This is a genomic window from Natronomonas salina, assembly GCF_013391105.1.
In the GTDB taxonomy this organism is placed as follows: Archaea; Halobacteriota; Halobacteria; order Halobacteriales; family Haloarculaceae; genus Natronomonas; species Natronomonas salina.
This window is the reverse complement of sequence record NZ_CP058335.1, coordinates 1,721,926-1,737,215: the sequence shown is the minus strand read 5'-3', so window position 1 is coordinate 1,737,215 and position 15,290 is coordinate 1,721,926. Positions and strand designations below refer to the sequence as shown.

The 15,290-nt window shown below is 55.0% G+C and carries 16 protein-coding genes; 7 read left to right on the top strand and 9 right to left on the bottom strand.

From position 1 onward, the window contains the following. Positions 1-436 precede the first annotated feature (436 nt). Genes HWV07_RS09105 through HWV07_RS09085 form a run of 5 tightly spaced genes read left to right on the top strand, consistent with a single transcriptional unit; the run spans position 437 to position 5,350 of the window. On the top strand, positions 437-1,747 hold the full coding sequence (locus HWV07_RS09105) for an urea ABC transporter substrate-binding protein (RefSeq protein ID WP_178334000.1): 1,311 nt from the start codon (positions 437-439) through the stop codon (positions 1,745-1,747). Positions 1,748-1,749: 2 nt separating this feature from the next. Continuing rightward, positions 1,750-2,688 (top strand): urea ABC transporter, permease protein UrtB, encoded by a 939-nt coding sequence (urtB, locus tag HWV07_RS09100; protein ID WP_178333999.1) that lies wholly within the window; start codon positions 1,750-1,752, stop codon positions 2,686-2,688. Further along, entirely contained in the window at positions 2,689-3,837 is a 1,149-nt protein-coding gene (locus HWV07_RS09095; RefSeq protein ID WP_178333998.1) for an ABC transporter permease subunit, read from the top strand. Then, positions 3,834-4,646 (top strand): ABC transporter ATP-binding protein, encoded by an 813-nt coding sequence (locus HWV07_RS09090; RefSeq protein ID WP_178333997.1) that lies wholly within the window; start codon positions 3,834-3,836, stop codon positions 4,644-4,646. The genes HWV07_RS09095 and HWV07_RS09090 overlap by 4 nt, the downstream gene beginning before the upstream one ends. Then, a complete protein-coding gene (locus HWV07_RS09085) occupies positions 4,646-5,350 on the top strand; it encodes an ABC transporter ATP-binding protein (RefSeq protein ID WP_425487796.1) in 705 nt (234 codons plus the stop codon). Before HWV07_RS09090 ends, HWV07_RS09085 begins: the two co-directional genes overlap by 1 nt. A gap of 881 nt (positions 5,351-6,231) precedes the next feature. Here HWV07_RS09085 and HWV07_RS09080 read toward each other — a convergent pair. From HWV07_RS09080 to HWV07_RS09065, 4 genes are all read right to left on the bottom strand, one after another. Continuing rightward, positions 6,232-6,792, bottom strand: a complete 561-nt coding sequence (locus tag HWV07_RS09080) for a cysteine hydrolase family protein (RefSeq protein ID WP_178333996.1) — start codon at positions 6,790-6,792, stop codon at positions 6,232-6,234. Further along, complete coding sequence (locus HWV07_RS09075) at positions 6,789-7,619, bottom strand: YqcI/YcgG family protein (protein WP_178333995.1); 831 nt, start codon at positions 7,617-7,619, stop codon at positions 6,789-6,791. The genes HWV07_RS09080 and HWV07_RS09075 overlap by 4 nt, the downstream gene beginning before the upstream one ends. Before the next feature lie 588 nt (positions 7,620-8,207). Next, positions 8,208-8,777: a DoxX family protein gene (locus HWV07_RS09070; RefSeq protein WP_178333994.1), complete on the bottom strand. Its 570-nt coding sequence runs from the start codon at positions 8,775-8,777 to the stop codon at positions 8,208-8,210. 324 nt (positions 8,778-9,101) lie between these two features. Continuing rightward, positions 9,102-9,557 carry a response regulator gene (locus HWV07_RS09065; RefSeq protein WP_178333993.1) on the bottom strand — a complete coding sequence of 152 codons (456 nt, stop codon included), beginning with the start codon at positions 9,555-9,557 and terminating at the stop codon, positions 9,102-9,104. Between the two features lie 311 nt (positions 9,558-9,868). On the opposite strand from HWV07_RS09065, the gene HWV07_RS09060 reads away from it, so the two are divergent. Together HWV07_RS09060 and HWV07_RS09055 are read left to right on the top strand one after the other, a co-directional pair. Then, positions 9,869-10,099, top strand: coding sequence for a hypothetical protein (locus tag HWV07_RS09060; protein WP_178333992.1), 231 nt, complete (start codon positions 9,869-9,871; stop codon positions 10,097-10,099). Between the two features lie 267 nt (positions 10,100-10,366). After that, positions 10,367-11,590 (top strand): tyrosine-type recombinase/integrase, encoded by a 1,224-nt coding sequence (locus tag HWV07_RS09055; RefSeq protein WP_178333991.1) that lies wholly within the window; start codon positions 10,367-10,369, stop codon positions 11,588-11,590. Between the two features lie 7 nt (positions 11,591-11,597). Here HWV07_RS09055 and HWV07_RS09050 read toward each other — a convergent pair whose 3' ends face one another. The 5 genes from HWV07_RS09050 to HWV07_RS09030 all read right to left on the bottom strand — a co-directional run bounded on the left by HWV07_RS09050 (position 11,598) and on the right by HWV07_RS09030 (position 15,041). After that, positions 11,598-12,107, bottom strand: coding sequence for a DUF8154 family protein (locus HWV07_RS09050; RefSeq protein ID WP_178333990.1), 510 nt, complete (start codon positions 12,105-12,107; stop codon positions 11,598-11,600). Next, entirely contained in the window at positions 12,100-12,792 is a 693-nt protein-coding gene (locus tag HWV07_RS09045; RefSeq protein ID WP_178333989.1) for a nucleotidyltransferase domain-containing protein, read from the bottom strand. Before HWV07_RS09045 ends, HWV07_RS09050 begins: the two co-directional genes overlap by 8 nt. Before the next feature lie 142 nt (positions 12,793-12,934). After that, on the bottom strand, positions 12,935-13,963 hold the full coding sequence (locus HWV07_RS09040; protein ID WP_178333988.1) for a tyrosine-type recombinase/integrase: 1,029 nt from the start codon (positions 13,961-13,963) through the stop codon (positions 12,935-12,937). Between the two features lie 268 nt (positions 13,964-14,231). Further along, on the bottom strand, positions 14,232-14,435 hold the full coding sequence (locus HWV07_RS09035; protein ID WP_178333987.1) for a hypothetical protein: 204 nt from the start codon (positions 14,433-14,435) through the stop codon (positions 14,232-14,234). Positions 14,436-14,627: 192 nt separating this feature from the next. Next, a complete protein-coding gene (locus tag HWV07_RS09030; protein ID WP_178333986.1) occupies positions 14,628-15,041 on the bottom strand; it encodes a hypothetical protein in 414 nt (137 codons plus the stop codon). Positions 15,042-15,290: the final 249 nt, after the last annotated feature.

Sequence of the window (15,290 nt, the reverse complement as noted above, 5' to 3'; positions counted from 1 at the left end):
CTGTTACTTGGACTGGGAAATTATTGTACCCAGATTCTCTCCCATCAGGCCGGTGTCATTGAGACCTGGAAAAGGCAACCAACGAGAAGAATGATTTACTCATTGATCCCCCATCCCTGAAAGGGGGCTACCGCTCGCTTCATATCTCTCCTGCATCCATCCATATATCAGATATATAATCTTTATTCTATGCTCATCCACTTTTCGATGTGGTAGTTTCATATTCCAAAATTCGCTATGCCTACAATCCCCTTATACTATTGCGAACATTCGAATGAAGACATAATATTGAAGTGGAAAAATTTATTTATGAACCATCGATTCTCGGAGGTGTGACAATGGACGAAAGTTCAACTATGCTCGAAAATCGTTCCGGGTTGCTAGGCCAAGAAGCGTTTTTTGTTTACACGTGCACTACGAGAAAGGGTGGTGCTAAATGAAGCGACCTTCCGTTAGCCGTCGTGGATTCATCACGGCAGGTGGTGCGTCACTTGTCGCCGGCCTCGCGGGGTGTACAACCGAAAACAATCAAGGCGCCTCGACCGGCGGAGCGAGAAATAGCGACGTGGTCAGAATCGGCGTGCTGGAAGATCAGTCGGGGAACTTCGCCTTGGTCGGGGACCCGAAATACAAGGCTTCGATGCTCGCAATCGAGGAGATCAACGCCAACGGCGGCATCGACGGCAAAGAGATCGAAGTCTACAGCCGCGACCCTCAATCCGACAATCAGCGATACCAAGAACTTACGCGGGAGATGATCAACGAGAACGAGGTCGACGTCCTCTGGGCTGGATACTCCTCAGCGACCCGTGAAGCCATCCGGCCAATCATCAACCGCAACGAACAACTGTACTTCTACACGACCCAGTACGAAGGTGGTGTCTGCGACAAGACCACCTTCGCAGTCGGGCCAACGGCACGCCAGCAGCTCGGAACCGTGCTTCCCTACCTCCGCGAGGAGTACGGCCCGGAGATCTACACTATCGCTGCAGACTACAACTTCGGTCAACTCTCAGCTGACTGGGTAAAGGTACTCGCCAACGAGAACGACGCAGAAGTCATCGGCGAGGAATTCATCCCACTCGAGGAATCCTCGTTCGGATCGGTCATCAACAACATTCAACAGGCCGATCCGGACTTCGTTATGTCGATGCTTGTCGGCGCCAACCACACGTCCTTCTACGAGCAGAAGGCCTCCGCTGGGTTGGATATCCCTATCGGAACCTCAACCGCGATGGCCCAAGGGTACGAACACCGGCGTCTCGATCCGCCCGCGATGGCGAACATTTACGCTGGCGTCAACTACATGGAGGAAGTTCCCACAGAGAGTAACACTGGCGACGGTGGATTCGTCGACCGGTACTTCGAGAAGTACCCCGATGCCCCATACCTCAACGAGGAGGCCGAGACGAATTACTTCTCGACGTACATGTACAAGAAGGCTGTCGAACAGGCCGGTACGCTCGAACAGCCGGAGGTCATCGAGGCCCTCGAGTCGGGCATCAGTCTGGGAACCGAACGGGCACCCGAAGCGCCGGCAGGAGAGACGATTGAACTTGATGGAGCCACCCACCACGTCGACCACCACATGTGGATCCTGCGGGCTGACGAAGAACACAACATCGAAGCTGTAGACGACTTCAAGGTCCCCGAGAAATTCCTCTCGGAGACCGTCGGCTGTGACCTTCGGGAAGAAGCCGAACAGACCCAGTACACCCCGGTTGACTTCTACGAGGAGGCGGAATAAGGATGGTAAACTGGCTCAACCAGGTGTTCCTGTTCCTCGACAGCTTCGCGTTCATCGTCCTAGCAGCACTGGGGTTGGCCATCATCTTCGGGATCATGGGCATCATCAACCTCGCTCACGGCGAGTTCATCCTCGTCGGAGCGTACTCCACAACGCTCGCCGTGACCAAATTGGGTCTCCCGCTGGTGGTCGCGATGGTCGTCGGTGCGTTCGCTACGGCTATCTTCGGACTGCTCGTCGAACGGGTCATCATCTCTGGTGCGTTCCCGAACTGGCTCGCCCAGCGAACCATCGGTCGTGACATCGTCGAACCACTTTACGACCGATTGGCCGACTCCATGGTCGCCACATTCGGGTTGAGCCTAATCATGATTCAGGGAGCCCGGATTATCTTCGGGAACTCGATGGATCAGATAGCCACTCCGTTCGGCAATGTCTCCTACGGGTCGTTCTCGTACTCGACGTACCGCATCGTTCTGGCGGGTGTCAGCATCGGTATCCTCGCTGCCGTGTACTACCTGTTCACCCGAACGGACTACGGAATGCGCGCCCGGGCAACGATCCAAGACGAGACGACGGCACGAGCGCTCGGGGTCGACACAGAACGGACGTACATGGCGACGTTCGCGATCGGATCGGGCGTCGCCGGCTTGGCCGGTGCGCTCTTCGCGCCGATCGCCCCCATGCAACCCACGATGGGGAGTGACTACCTCGTCGAAGCGTTCGTCGCAGTGGTCGTCGGCGGATCGAGTGCTGTGCTCGGAACAGCACTTTCCGGTGGGCTATTGGGTGCTATCCAGGCCATGTTCTCCAGTACCTACGGGACGTTCTTCGGTCGTATCGCACTCCTGGTGACCGCGATTCTGGCCCTACGGTTCCTTCCGGATGGCATCACTGGATTCATCGAACGGGTCCGAACCCGCCGTCAGGAGGCCAAATAGATGTCGGTAAGCGAATCAGGACCCAATCGGTCGGTCATTACGCGGCTACGAGACCGTCTCGAGGGTCCGAACACCATCGGTAACTCCAAAATGTTCTGGGCTGGATTCGGGGTCGCGTTACTGGCGTTGCTCGTCTTCCCTGTCTTCGGGAACGCCCAGCAGTTCTCACTGTTCCTCGTCCTAGCACTGCTCGGACTCTCGCTTTCCCTCGTATGGGGCTACTCGGGAGTCCTCAGCTTCGGCCAGGTCGCCTTCTTCGGTATCGGTGGCTACACATTCGGGGTCGTCTCGATCAACTTCGCGACACCACAGGGAATCACCGGTGCCGTCATCGTTGGAATCCTGGCTGGCGCTATCGGAGCCGCATTGCTGGGCTACTTCATGTTCTACGGCGGCGTCCGTGATGTCTACGTCACGATTATCACGCTTGTCACCGTGATGGTCCTTCACACGTTCATGGCTCAAACGGCCGGCTCAGAGTGGACCATCGGGGAGGCAGCACTCGGTGGCTTCAATGGAATGCCCCGGATCCCGCTGCTCACGCTTGGCTTCGAGGGACTCTCGTTCCAGTTCCTCTACAACGATATTCTCCTCACAGTCCCGGGTATGGGGATTGTTGAACTTGATCCGTTCTACTACCTCGCGTTGGCGATTCTGGTAATCACCTATCTTGGGCTGCGGGTGCTGGTCAACTCCGATTACGGGCGTGTTATGGTTGCGATCCGCGAGGACGAAACCCGAACGCAACTGTTCGGATACAACGTCATCCAAGTCAAGTTCGTGGCATTCACACTCGGTGGTGCTCTTGCTGGGCTCTCAGGAGTCCTGTACGCTGCCCGAAACGTCTTCATCGACCCGACAGTGTTCACGCTGCTGTTCGCGACTCTGCCCGTCATTTGGGTCAGCGTCGGCGGCCGCAAGAGCCTCCTTGGCGCGATTGTGGCAACCATCGCAATCGAGTACATTCGCGTATCGATGGAAGGCGAACTCGCACTCGTCCTGCTCGGCGCGCTCCTGACAGTGACCATCCTCGTGCTCCCTGGAGGATTCGTCCCCTGGGTCTACAGGATGGTACAGAAACGCACGAACCCAGCTGACATCGATGGGCGGGAAACACCCGACGCATCGACGGAGGTAACTGATTCATGAGTGAATCTGAACACGAAACCGACCTCGAGAGCCTCGGACCGAACGTCCGCCAGACCGCCGCTGCGAAGGCGACCGGTGAACGGACCGATACACTTCTTCAGACGGACGAACTGGTGAAGCGGTTTGGTGGCTTCACCGCAACCGATGAACCCGAGTTCTCCGTCGAAGAAGGCGAACTCCGGTGCCTCATCGGCCCCAATGGGGCTGGAAAGTCGACGTTGCTGAAGTTAATCACCGGAACGTATCGACCGACCAGCGGGAGCATCTACTACGACGCCCACGACATCACAGACTTGGCCCCGCACGAGCGGGTCCAGCGTGGCATCAGTATGAAACTCCAGGTTCCATCGGTATACGGCGACCTCACGGTTCGTGAAAACGCTCGCCTCCCTATCCAACAGTTCGCAGATGGCCTCGAACGAGACCGATTGATCGACAATACAATCGCTGCTGCTGGGCTTGAAGGCTACGAAAACGTTACTGCCAGTGCGTTATCACACGGCCAGAAGCAGCAACTAGAGATCGGGATGGCAGCCTCGTTAGATCCGAAACTCCTGTTGCTGGACGAGCCCGTCGCCGGTCTCTCGGTCGATGAACGTGACCGCATCGCGGAGCGGATACGAACGCTCAACGAAGAGCGAGGAATCGCGTTCGTCGTCATCGAACACGATACGGATTTCGTCGCCAAAATCGCGGATACAGTCACGGTCCTTCACCAGGGAGATATCTTCCGCGAAGGGTCAGCTGCTGATATCGAACAGGACCCAGAGGTACGGCGGATCTACCTCGGTGACGGAGGTGACAGTTGATGACATTGCTGGAGTTAGATAATGTGACTGCTGGTTACGGTCCCACGCCAGTACTTCGGAACATCGATCTTACTGTCGAGGCCGGTGAAATCGTCGGTGTCATCGGGAAGAACGGGGTCGGAAAGACAACCCTATTGAAGACCGTCATCGGTATCCTCGAACCGACCCACGGCACTGTCACGTACCGAGGCGAGGACCTCACGGGAGCTTCCTCGGATGTTCGGGCACGTGCTGGAATGGGTTACATTCCACAGGGTCGGGACGTATTCCCGAAACTGACCGTCGAGCAGAATCTTCGCATGGGTGAACTCGTGAACGATGAGAGTTCGACCAAGCTGTACGACGAGATGTACGATCTGTTTCCGATCCTCAAGGAACGCGCCACGCAAGAAGCCGGGACACTATCCGGAGGACAACAGCAGATGCTTGCAATCGCGCGAGCACTCGTCGGAGATCCAGATCTCCTGTTGTTGGACGAACCGAGCGAGGGCGTCCAGCCCTCCATTATCGACCGTATCAGCGAGGATATGCGGACGATAAACCAGGAGTTCAACACTACCATCCTCTTCGTTGAACAGAACCTCGGGGTCATTCGCGAGCTAGCTGATCGATGCTATGCGATGGAACGGGGAGAACTCGTCGACGAGGTGGGTACAGAGGCGCTCGAAGATGAGGATACCGTTGCCGAGTACTTAGCAGTCTGAAATCCTAGCTCGGGATATTCTCCCTTCTCTCTGGTGTGAATACTGATGGTGATTTAGGTCATCAAACTGCCAGACGCTGCGGAGAGTGGTAGCTGTTTGATACTGATAACCCAATCGAGGAATCCTGACGGGTACCATTCGGTATTCGTCTGATTCCCCTCCAAAGTGAGCCTGATATCCTGTTGTTCTCGATCGGAGTCAGCGGGTAGAACTGGGGCACACTGTCAGTTATGAGTGACTCGCTGATTGTCAGCGGGGAGGTACGACCCCTGTGGTGGGACTCAATCGATGCTACAAGCTGGACAGTCGCTTCGGTCGCGACCATAGTTCTTCCCACAGCCGGCACAGGGACAGGAGGGAATGCTATCGATTCGCCCGGGTCGCTGTAATCGTCTGTTCATGGTTGGGTGAGGGGGACGGTATGTCCACCGGGTTGGTGATCAGTCGAGTTCGCCGCAACTGCTACAGCGGGATGCTCCAGCCGCGTGATCGTAGACGAGATTCCCCTCTTCACAGTGGCGACAACCCATGTAGCTGGCACAGCGAGGGGCACTCGGCGAGTCGGTCGTCGGTACGGATGGCGTGTCTGGGTCTTGGACGCTCATCGTACTAACACCATATGCGCAATGCTACTAAAGTGTTGTGGACAAATGACCTAGAAGAACTAGAATAGCAGCCCATACGATTCCGAATATCCAGAGATAGTTTGGGTCTTTAACGAATACTGAATACATCACCATGTTTGACCATCCAAGGATTCTGGGTATTCTTCTTGACGTTCACGTGTCTCTGATGCTGTGGCTACTTGAGGGAGGGAAATCGTCAGCAGAGATAGCGGAGACGACGGGGGGAGTCTCAGGCCGGCATCAAGGAGAACAGTCTTATCTAGCGATTTCTTCGAGAATCTCGTCGGTGGTTGTGACCGTCGCGAATTCTCCGTCGAGTTGTGCGAGGGCCGTTCTATGGACTAACGCTGCTTCGAAGTGCTCATCGTCGAGTGATCGGTCGAACGTCGCCGTGGCGTCGCGTGGAACTAATACCTCAAAGTCGCGGTTTTCGGCCATCCGAATCGTCGTAGAAACGCAGTGGTCCGTCGTCAATCCACAGACGACAAGGGTTTCGATGCTGCGTTTCCGTAACCACTCTGCCAGACCCGTATCCACGAACGCCCCATTTACCTCTTTGACGAATTGCGCCTCGCCGGTTTCTGGCTCGAGTCCGGGCACGTATTCGTACCCTGGTTTATCGCTCCGTAACGGGGAGTCAGGTTCCGCCGAGTCATGTCGGATGTGGACGATGGGGAACATTCGCTCTCGCCATTCTTCGAGGAGTCGAACGGCAGCCATCTCTGCATCGGGGTTATTTCGAGTGCCCCACTCCTCGTCGCCGAATCCCTGTTGGAAATCAACGAGAATAAGCGCGGGTGGCGTAGTTGATATCATCGTCGTGGAGTATCGGCAATCGGTTCGCTTCTGTCGAGCAGGATGTCCGACTTCGGATGCTCTCGCGTCACGGTTATCGGACAGACATCCGGCATCTGGGTTTCATCCGATGAGAGCATGTACTGTACCCACTCGCGGTCACCATCGACTCCCCAGTCACCGAGATCAGCGTGGGGACAGACGCCATCGTACTCTTCTAGCCGCCCCTGGATGATCTCGCGTGCACGCTGCCCTGTCTCTTCATCAGCTGTGACGTTCAGGTTCTCGAATAGTGCCCGTGGCTGGAAGGTGATCTCTAATCCGATCGGACAGTATCGGCTTTTCCGTTCCTCGTAGAACGGTGCTCGACAAGTCGGGAAGATTGGTTCGCCTCCGAACGAGAATTCCCAATGCGGGTCGTCCGGTTCGGTCGGGATATCCTCGGGCCACGGTTCCGGATCGTGGATATGGAGGAACTGGAGGATATGCCAGAGTGTTTCGTGATACTCTGCCTCGGAGAGGTCACGCGATGGGGGACGGAAGAACGTCACGAGGGAGGCCCGTTCGCTGTGTTCCTGGTAGGTCTCAAGATACTCGAGAAGTGTTCGGCCGAGACCAAGGAGGGCATCCTTGTCAGTCATAGAAGGGACCGCCGTGTAAAGGGGGTCGCCATCCCTAACCGATTCTGCACCGAAAAAACACGGGAACGGAGTGTTATTGCGTTCTCCGAGAAGTCCGTTGCTGAATGTCTGCCAGTGGTCTGCCACCCAGGTTGGTGCGTCTCCGGATTCGACGCGGGCTTCGACGACCTCCTGGGGTTGGAGCTCACCAACTACTGTCGAAGACATACGAAACTCTCTGTGTTATTCCCGTAATTATCTACCGATTTAAGTTAATATTCGCCCTCTGATTCATGTTCGTCTCGTTTGAGTCTATAGAGGTTGACGTATGAATGTCGGACGACTATTGTCACGGCCCGTTTTACTCGGGGACCGACCACTACTCATAGTTTCACGTACTACTGACACCGAAGGGGGCGGATACGATGTCTCAGTCGCCGACTTGCCGAAAGTCGTCACTGCCACAGGTGCAGGAGGCAACGCCGATGGGCTGGGGTGACCCATCGCCACGAACCTCCGCTGGGTAGATATCTCCGCAGGAACGACACTGGGCGGCGCATCTCGCCTCTGTTTCAGTCTTCGACATACCTATGACAATATGGGCAGGGGCCAAGATGGTGGCTCCTAAGTCATTATGGGGATGTATGTCTAGATGGTAATCAACTCGATAGCGACGGAAAAAGCGGCGACTCTGTTCTGGCAGAATGGCCAACAACGGTAGAATCATACCACCCCTATCTACTAGTCACTAACAGATTGACTAATAATTAATGGGGTCTCACCAATAATCCTTTTGTACACCTTTTACATACTCAATCAGCCCAGAAGGAGGCCAAGCCGTGGGTATCTCTCGATGAGGGGTTGGCCGTCGATCTCGTACTGTTCGACGTACTGATCGAGGCCGAGGATGCGACCAGCGCCGAAGGCGGCCACCGAGAGGAACACCAACATGTACATGAAGTCGCTGTTGATGGGGCCGTGTGCCATATCCCAGTTCCCGAAGTAGAACAACAACATCATGAACGCGCCGAAGAACGCGGCCAGTCGAGTCAGCAACCCGACGATGATGCCGAGGCCGATGGCGACTTCGCCCCACGGAACGGCAACGTTGACGAACTCGACGAACCAGGGGGTCTGGCTCATCCAGAGGAACAGCCCCTCCAGGGGATTCCCGTTCGTCGCCGCGACGTTCCCGAGATACCCCCCGGCGGAGAATCCACCGAGGACTTTCTCGACGCCGGAGTAGAGGAACGCGATCCCGATGACGAGGCGTAACGCGAGGACAAACCAGGCGCTGAGCGAGTGGGCTTGTCCCTCGACGGTGACGCCACCGATGGTCGATCGGAGTTGGTTATACCGGGTGTGTGCATCAGCTGGGGAACTCATGAGCGAAGATAGTCCAGAGAAAGTGATAATAGTACCTCCGAGTCCCGGAACGCGGGAATCGATAACGTATCCTCCATCGATCAGGAAGCAGACCTGATCGCTCCGCTGAATCAGTCTCGTCGTGCTGGAATCATTCTACTCTCGATTCGGTCGATAGAGGGGACTTACCTATCGGATTCTCGCCATACTTTTCCGAATCGTGTCCGAAGCGACAGACAAGGTGTAGAAGATGGATGCCGTGAGGCGGAACCTACAGCGGAGAAAGAATCCACCCCCTCGGGGACTGAGGGGCGGGGATGGCCAGGGCGTTCCGATTCAAATGACCTACAATCCACAATCGGCCGGTAATTCGACAACCTGTATCCAGTAATTCGCCAGCGTCCGTATCTTCTGGATGAACTCGTCCGGGTCCGGCGGCTTCGTCATATAGGCGTTCGCTTGGAGCTGGTATCCCCGCACGATTTCCTCCCCAGCTTCGCTCGAAGAGAGAATTATCACTGGAATCGTCTCTAACTTTTCAGATTCCTTGATCGCCGTGAGAATATCCATCCCATCCATGTCCGGGAGATTGATTTCCAAGAGAACGATATCGGGTCTCGGGCGGCCCTCATACTCCCCCTGGCCCTCAAGATAGTCGAGCGCGTCTTGGCCGTTATTGACGACGTGTAAATCGTTCCTGATACGCCCGTCTTTGAACGCCTCCTTGGTCAGCCTGACATCACCGGGATTCGGCTCAACTAAGAGAATATCTATCGGTCGCCCTTGGGTGGGTTCGGCCATAAGGGGCCCAAGATTCCCAAGATGGTAAACGTGTCTCCTGTCTCGTAGTCTGGCGGACAATCCGGAATAGTGTCGATGACTCTCAATAGTATCTGGATCCGGTTGGAAAAGTATGGGGCAATACGCAGGCTCACTCGTTCGGTCGTCTCAGCCTCGCCGCCCTGGGGGTATCCTCCACTCAGTTCGATCGATACAGGAAAGTAGAACGGGAGAGAGATTCTAGCCAGCCTCATTCTGAGCGCCAGTTTGCGCACATGTGCGCATAGTTTGGGTTTTATTGTACTTTAGCCACATATACATCTGTCTATCGTATGACCCAGAAAATCCACGATATAGTCCGTATTGAGTCGCCTGAAGCAACAGTCCATGTTAGCAAAGAAGCTGATGAATATCTGGATGAACGGGGAGAATGGGATGTCGAGAATATCCGGATTAGAGAGAATGGCTGGATCGATATATGGGAAGAAGAGGAAGGTACGTATGCTAGATCGCTACCTCCTCATGTCATATATCGCATTGACTGGGGAAAACTGGAGGAGTGAGGAATACGAAAATCCCCATAGTAATATTTAGTCAGGCTATCCTCCCATAGGCGTCTGCCAAGACACGGATTTAGACGCGTCAATACTCCCTTAGATGGCCTTACCTCTTATCCCAGGCCTTCGTAGAAATTTTCGTCAATCTCTTCCGGATGAATTGGCCTTCTACGCCGGGGTGTCCCTTAACACTAATATACCACCTCTCATAGCGGAGAGTAGACGCGCTGAACGCCCCGACTTACCGGGGTCAGTGGTGCGGTAGCGATCAATATGAGCGCAGAAGATAGTCAGACAGAGGTATCTCTGTCGAACGATGAGAATGACAGCGTATTGGACGGTAGACAGTCTGCGGTACTCGAAGACGGGGATTCCATCGATCGCATTCATGTGATGGAACAGTACGACGCTTACGAGCCGTGCGGGGCGCTGACTGGCCAATATGATCTTGAGGATGTCTCCCCTGCGGAGGCCATCCAGGATTTCATTGATAGCAAGCAGTATCGAGTAGGCGAGAGTAGTATTGAAACGTACGAGTCAAAGCTGAATCAGTTCCTAGAGTTCTGTGAGGAGCAGAACCTCCATTCGATGAGTAACCTGAATGGAAGGCTCCTCAGTGACTGGGAACAGCATAGAGCAAGCAACGTCGCAGCTACTACGCTGGAGAAGGATCTGGAGGTACTGAAGCAGTGTCTCACCCATGCCGCTACTGTCGGGTTCATCGAACCGCAGATCGTTAGCGCGATAGACCCGACAAAACTAGACATTGGCGTTGAAGATGAGGTCAGGCTGGACCCGATAGATTGGGGAAGGGCAAAAAGTATCGTTGAAAGTGCCGGACAAATCCGTTACGGCTCGCGTGAGCATACCATCGTGTCTCTGTTTCTATACACGGGCATGCGTCTGGGCACGCTCCGATCCTTAGATCGAGATGATTTCTACATTGACGGCGAAACTGCGTATCTCAAACCGAAGCACAAGCCTGCTAAAGGTACAGCTCTGAAGAACGGCGAAGGTGGTGAACGGCCGATTTGGCTTCCTCTGAAGGCCGCAAATGTCCTCTCTCACTACCTGGATTGTAATCATCCGGAGGTGAGAGACGAATTTGGTCGGATGCCCCTGATCGGAACGACCAGTGGCCGCCCTCAGCCTTCGACATTCAGACGGGACGTGTACGCGATGAGTCTGCCGTGTGTTGTCAATAACAGCGCTTGTCCTATCGAACCGGATGAACGGCCGGAAGATGCGAAGAACGTAGCGCAATGCCCAGCCGAATCTCGGAAAAACAACGCATCGAAATGTCCTGAATCAGTCAGTCCCCATCAGCTTCGATCGACTCACATCACGAAACTGCGAGACGAGGGGCTTCCGTTCTGGCTGATCATGCAGCGGTGTAACGTCTCGATGTCCGTCCTTCGGAAACACTACTTAGAGAGACCTGAGAAGGAAAAGTTCGAAGACAGAACCGTCTTCCTCGACATCGCTGATTTCGGGTAGATGATCGTCATCGGTCGCACGTACAGACGCCACCTTCCTGCACCTGGTCCGTAACGTAGCGGTGAAATTCGCTTGCTAGTCGCTGGATCGCTTCCGCTTGTTCCTCTGTCGGTTGCTTTCCGCCATAGTAGCTATCTGTCCTATTTTCGTTGTAGAGGCCCTTGAGTTGGTCTGCGGTCTCTCGTGAGAGGAGTCCGAGAGCAGTTACTCGCTCGTAGCAATATGTGTGGTCGTGGAAATCAGATAGTTCGTCTCCTCCTTCGGAAAGGGCAAAAGCCTCTAACGATCGCTCTATCGCGCCGAAGCAGAGCTCAATATTCGCAGTATAGAACTTATCCCCCGGGATTTCATCGACTGCTCGAAGCAGTCTGCATCCCTTGGTTAACTGCGTCTTCCAATCGGTAGTAGTGTCGATATCTTCTTCATAGGTCGGTAACCCTCGTCCCTGTTCATTGAACGCGTCAATTGCGTCTGAGAGGGCTTGCTTGACCGCTTTCGGATCGGAATCGTTACTCATCTGCCTCCCCGTGTAGTATCAGACTCTTCACCGTGGCAAACTCCTCGGATTCGTACAAAGTGAGTCCCTCGTGGACGATTTCTTGCAGTTCTGTTACGTAGTTCGGAACTGCTTGGAGCACTTCGACGTCGATGTCGTAGCTGTAGCGTTGGCCATCGAAAGTATCCTCTTCGAGGGTCTGTCTAACCTGGTTTGCTCGCCGTTGGTTCGCCATTCGGTCGTCTTCGACCAAGACCCACAGGTCAATATCGCTTCGTCGATCGGCGTCACCACGCGCAACACTCCCGTACAGAACGACGGCGATTACTCCTCCTAGCTCGTCTACTACCGCTTCTGTAGCGGCCTTTATCGGTTCGTGGAACTCTCTCTGAGGTATCTGAAGGTACGGATCATCAGGGACTGAGAGCCGTTCCCGGTTAATCTGTACTAGTCGGCGTTGTCCGTCTCGTTTTTCGATGACGAGGTCGTTGCTGGAGAGGACATCTACTGATTTGGTGATACTGGGCCGTGAATGCTCGGTTGCGTCTGCGAGGTCTGTAATCGAAAACGCCTCGTCTGGATGACGACCTAAAAACACGAGCAAATTGTCAATAGTCTCGCTTCTGAAGATACTGCTGTCCTGAGCTGGTATATCGAGCGTGATGCAGGGTCCTTCTATTGATACACTGTTCGCGTTCCTTGTCATTGTAAAGGGTCTGTGTTCCTATTCACTTAAACTTTATATCGGTGCAACAGTCTGATTTATATGTCTGTCCCCACCCGGGTACTCCAATACCGAGAAACTGGGGTGGAGGCTATTCTCCGGCTATCGCAGTCACAGCCCTTATCTACTCCTCGTCGAGGTCCTCAGCCCACTTCCGTCTCGATTCCATCTTCTCTTCCTCTGAGCGCCGGTCGTAGTGTTTGTCGATGACGTCGGGAGCAACATCGAACCGGCCTGACACTGCCCGATCGGGCGCGTCTGTCTTGCGGAGCATCCGGGTGATGGTTCCTCGCCGCCACGGGTGGGGACTTTTTGATGAAGGACATTTGTTCGCGCTATCCCCTCCACGTACTCTGGCTTCACAGGACTCGATTTCTCGATCGTCCGGGCACTCACTGCTGTAGAAGCATGGTCGAGTGATCTTGTAAGAGATGCTGCGAAGCGTTTGTTTGGCGGCTCTTCCCTGACTGGTTGCTAAGAGGGGTTCTCGGCCGTAATCGTCTTCGACATCCGGCCGCTGATGGGCGAGCCAGTCATCGATGACTGTCGCTGCCTTGTCCGTGATGGCGATTTTGCGCTCTGCCTCTTCGCCGTTCTTCAGCGTGGTCCCCGTCTCGGGACGGTGGACAACTTGGAGGGATTGTTCCTCTGGATCGTAGTCGGGTACGTCCAGTGAGTGGATCGAGCCGACGCGTAACCCTGAAAGGAGCAGCTCAACGTAGGTGTGCCACAGTGAGGCGTACCGGAACTCGCTGAGGTAGGCTCGGATCTGTCGCGCTTCATCGCCGTCGACCATCACGTCTCGGCTTCCCTCACTCTTCCCCATGGTGGGGAGCTGGACTTTCTCGTAGAGTCGTTCCGGAACCGCGTCGATCTGGGATGACCAGCGGAGGAAGACACGGACAGTTGCGAGTTGGCCTTTCAGGCTGGCTTTGGCGAGGTTCTGTCCACGCCAGGTCTTGTACCGCATGAGATCGCGGCCGGTAATCTCGTTGAGGTTCTCGATGTCTCGCTCGTCGACGAGCCAGTCGGCGAAGATGGCGAGTCGGTAGCTCTGGGCCTCGACCGTTGAGTCGGAGTATTCATCGCGTTTGTCTTCGAGGTACCATTCGATTGCGTCGTGCGGATCGATCGGTTCGAGATCGTCGGTCATGGTGGTGGGGTGAATCGCACCATGATGTGGACTGCTTCCCAGCGGCGCTGTTAATCTGGCTGCGTTCCGCGCGGAACGTTATCGCCGCGCCTTCGGGCGATTTTTCGGGTTAACCCTGTCGGGCTCGTTCTACTGCATCACGATTGGAATACACAGGACAGTGCCTCTCTTCCTTTTTAGAAGAGGCACTCGAGGTGTCAGATGGTTCCAGCGGGATGAGACTGAATCTGCCGATTGGCTGAGCCTTCGTATCCATCGGTGAGTGGGGTCAGCCGGAATGTACTGTCTGTCGGTAGTAATACCCGACAATCCCGAGAAATCCGATGACGAGAAACAGAGGAACCAGATACATCCACGCTATGCCTGTGCCGAGGAGTCCACCTACAGCGACCGCGATGAAAATCGCCCCGTAAACGAGGAGTCTGTCGGAATCGTGTTCGATGATCGATTCCAGAAGCGACTGAGTCGGCATATCTGCATTCGAACCGATGACTCAATAAATGCTTCTGCCGCGTATCTCGCGGCCTATATCTGACGATTCGCTTAACCCGGGACCGGCTCATCGGTAGTACCGATTTGGACCCTCCATCGACCTAGCGGGAGTGGGTTCGAACGCGACGAGACTGAATCACCTGATCCGTGCCTGCAAGTAGCCACTCCGTTTTCAGTTTTGCACCCTGTACTCGATGCCACCACAGACGAGATAGAGAAGCAGATAGACCGGGCTTAGATAGAGGGCATAAAGGGCAAGCCCGAAGACAGCTGTGAGGGGAATTCCCTGCCCGAGACCGAGGCCGATCCATCCAAGAAGGAGCAAGCCTAGGATGACGAGGGGCGCCACCACTTGCAACCGGAGATACGCTGCGATGGGGATGGCGAAGACGGCGATCGCCATTCCACTGGCCAACACCACCCACCCGACGGTCGCGGGAGTCAGATGAGTGAGGAAGTCACTGAGGCTCCAACCGCCAACGAAGTAGCCAGTCACGAGAGAGAGACAGAGAATCGTGACTCCAGTGGCAACTCCAATCCGGAGTGCGTCCCTCGTCGATCGACTGGACATTTGTCGGTGGTGCATACCTGGAGAGACAATGAGGAGTCGCTTTACGTCACCGAGTGACAGAGACGACAGTAGCTGTCGTGGGCTGCGGTACCCGATACTTGCGTCACCTGTATCGATCGATACGGGGATGAGGTGGTCCCACCAAAACGAGACTGGATCAGCCGAGCGATTGCGTCTGTGTATCTCTCGGTATCCGAGCCTATGACAGACCTGAAATCTAAGGGTGCATGGATTTGATACTCTGAAAAAATCTGTAAGTCGTCA

Coding starts and splice junctions, on each gene's coding strand:
- HWV07_RS09105 (WP_178334000.1), top strand. CDS start 437: ATGAAGCGACCTTCCGTTAGCCGTCGTGGATTCATCACGGCAGGTGGT.
- HWV07_RS09050 (WP_178333990.1), bottom strand. CDS start 12,107: ATGAGTAACGATTCCGATCCGAAAGCGGTCAAGCAAGCCCTCTCAGAC.
- HWV07_RS09035 (WP_178333987.1), bottom strand. CDS start 14,435: ATGCCGACTCAGTCGCTTCTGGAATCGATCATCGAACACGATTCCGAC.
- HWV07_RS09055 (WP_178333991.1), top strand. CDS start 10,367: ATGAGCGCAGAAGATAGTCAGACAGAGGTATCTCTGTCGAACGATGAG.
- HWV07_RS09045 (WP_178333989.1), bottom strand. CDS start 12,792: ATGACAAGGAACGCGAACAGTGTATCAATAGAAGGACCCTGCATCACG.
- HWV07_RS09060 (WP_178333992.1), top strand. CDS start 9,869: ATGACCCAGAAAATCCACGATATAGTCCGTATTGAGTCGCCTGAAGCA.
- HWV07_RS09095 (WP_178333998.1), top strand. CDS start 2,689: ATGTCGGTAAGCGAATCAGGACCCAATCGGTCGGTCATTACGCGGCTA.
- urtB (WP_178333999.1), top strand. CDS start 1,750: ATGGTAAACTGGCTCAACCAGGTGTTCCTGTTCCTCGACAGCTTCGCG.
- HWV07_RS09080 (WP_178333996.1), bottom strand. CDS start 6,792: ATGATATCAACTACGCCACCCGCGCTTATTCTCGTTGATTTCCAACAG.
- HWV07_RS09070 (WP_178333994.1), bottom strand. CDS start 8,777: ATGAGTTCCCCAGCTGATGCACACACCCGGTATAACCAACTCCGATCG.
- HWV07_RS09040 (WP_178333988.1), bottom strand. CDS start 13,963: ATGACCGACGATCTCGAACCGATCGATCCGCACGACGCAATCGAATGG.
- HWV07_RS09075 (WP_178333995.1), bottom strand. CDS start 7,619: ATGTCTTCGACAGTAGTTGGTGAGCTCCAACCCCAGGAGGTCGTCGAA.
- HWV07_RS09065 (WP_178333993.1), bottom strand. CDS start 9,557: ATGGCCGAACCCACCCAAGGGCGACCGATAGATATTCTCTTAGTTGAG.
- HWV07_RS09085 (WP_425487796.1), top strand. CDS start 4,646: ATGACATTGCTGGAGTTAGATAATGTGACTGCTGGTTACGGTCCCACG.
- HWV07_RS09090 (WP_178333997.1), top strand. CDS start 3,834: ATGAGTGAATCTGAACACGAAACCGACCTCGAGAGCCTCGGACCGAAC.
- HWV07_RS09030 (WP_178333986.1), bottom strand. CDS start 15,041: ATGCACCACCGACAAATGTCCAGTCGATCGACGAGGGACGCACTCCGG.